At 41.4% G+C, this 1,743-nt stretch carries 1 protein-coding gene; it reads left to right on the top strand.

Going from position 1 to position 1,743, the window contains the following annotated elements:
* Window positions 1–141 precede the first annotated feature (141 nt).
* Window positions 142–1,647 carry a pyruvate kinase gene (gene pyk / locus STRDD04_RS04680; RefSeq protein ID WP_062199772.1) on the top strand — a complete coding sequence of 502 codons (1,506 nt, stop codon included), beginning with the start codon at window positions 142–144 and terminating at the stop codon, window positions 1,645–1,647.
* The last annotated feature ends 96 nt before the right edge of the window (window positions 1,648–1,743 follow it).

Genomic DNA, 1,743 nt, shown 5'->3' with positions numbered 1-1,743 from the left:
AGTTTGAAAGAAGATGGCAAGATTGTGGTTAACACTCCGCATAAGGCCGATCTTGGCTTGGCTGAACTCAACCGCAGCATCACTATTTAATTGTAAATAAGGGTCATAGAGACCAAAATATAGAAGGAGTTTCATAAAATCATGAATAAACGCGTAAAAATCGTTGCAACCTTAGGTCCTGCGGTAGAAATCCGCGGCGGTAAAAAATTTGGTGAAGACGGATATTGGGGTGAAAAACTTGATGTTGAAGCATCAGCACAAAATATCGCCAAATTAATTCAAGCAGGAGCAAATACTTTCCGCTTTAACTTCTCACATGGTGACCATCAAGAACAAGGTGAACGTATGGCTACTGTAAAACGTGCGGAAGAAATCGCTGGTCAAAAAGTTGGTTTCCTTCTTGACACCAAAGGACCTGAAATCCGTACAGAGCTGTTTGAAGGCGATGCAAAAGAGTATTCATACAAGACTGGTGAAAAAATCCGTGTTGCTACCAAACAAGGCATCAAATCTACTCGTGAAGTCATTGCTTTGAATGTTGCTGGTGCGCTTGACATCTATGATGACGTTGAGATTGGAAAACAAGTGCTTGTTGATGACGGAAAACTTGGTCTTCGCGTAATTGGTAAGGATGACTCAACTCGTGAATTTGAAGTAGAAGTTGAAAACGATGGTGTTATTGCGAAACAAAAAGGTGTAAACATCCCGAATACTAAGATTCCTTTCCCAGCACTTGCTGAGCGTGACAACGCTGACATCCGCTTCGGTCTTGAGCAAGGTATCAACTTTATCGCGATTTCATTCGTTCGTACTGCAAAAGACGTGAATGAAGTTCGTGCAATCTGCGAAGAAACTGGAAACGGACATGTTCAATTGTTCGCGAAAATCGAAAACCAACAAGGTATTGACAACTTGGACGAAATCATTGAAGCGGCTGACGGTATCATGGTTGCCCGTGGTGACATGGGTATCGAAGTGCCATTTGAAATGGTTCCAGTTCACCAAAAGAGAATCATTACTAAAGTAAATGCAGCTGGTAAAGTAGTTATCACAGCAACAAACATGTTGGAAACTATGACTGAAAAACCACGTGCAACTCGTTCTGAAGTTTCTGACGTGTTTAACGCAGTTATTGATGGTACTGATGCAACTATGCTTTCAGGTGAGTCTGCAAATGGTAAATACCCACTTGAGTCTGTTACAGCGATGGCAACTATTGATAAGAATGCCCAAACTCTTCTGAATGAATACGGCCGTCTTTCAACTGCTAACTTTGAACGTCATTCTAAGACTGAAGTTATGGCTTCAGCTGTTAAAGATGCTACTAGCTCAATGGATATTAAGTTGGTTGTTACTCTTACTAAGACTGGTCACACAGCCCGTTTGATTTCTAAATACCGTCCAAATGCTGATATTTTGGCAATCACTTTTGATGAATTGACTGAGCGTGGTTTGATGCTGAACTGGGGTGTTATTCCAGTCTTGACTGAGCGTCCATCTACAACAGATGATATGTTTGATATTGCTGAGAAAATTGCTGTAGAGCAAGGCTTGGTTGAATCTGGTGATGATATCGTTATTGTTGCTGGTGTGCCACTTGGTGAGGCTGTTCGTACCAATACAATGCGTATCCGTACAGTTCGTTAATCTGAATCATTTTAGGCTCTTTGTCAACTGTAGTGGGTTGATGTCAGCTAATATCTGGAGAGGACCGAATTGGTTCTCTCCTTTTTGATATTCGAA

Source organism: Streptococcus sp. DD04 (assembly GCF_001578725.1).
Taxonomy (GTDB): domain Bacteria; phylum Bacillota; class Bacilli; order Lactobacillales; family Streptococcaceae; genus Streptococcus; species Streptococcus sinensis.
Note: the sequence above shows the minus strand (reverse complement) of the source record. Positions and strands in the feature narration are given on the sequence as shown.

Bases quoted from the DNA above. Each gene is read 5' to 3' on its own strand.
- pyk (WP_062199772.1), top strand. From the start codon at position 142: ATGAATAAACGCGTAAAAATCGTTGCAACCTTAGGTCCTGCGGTAGAA.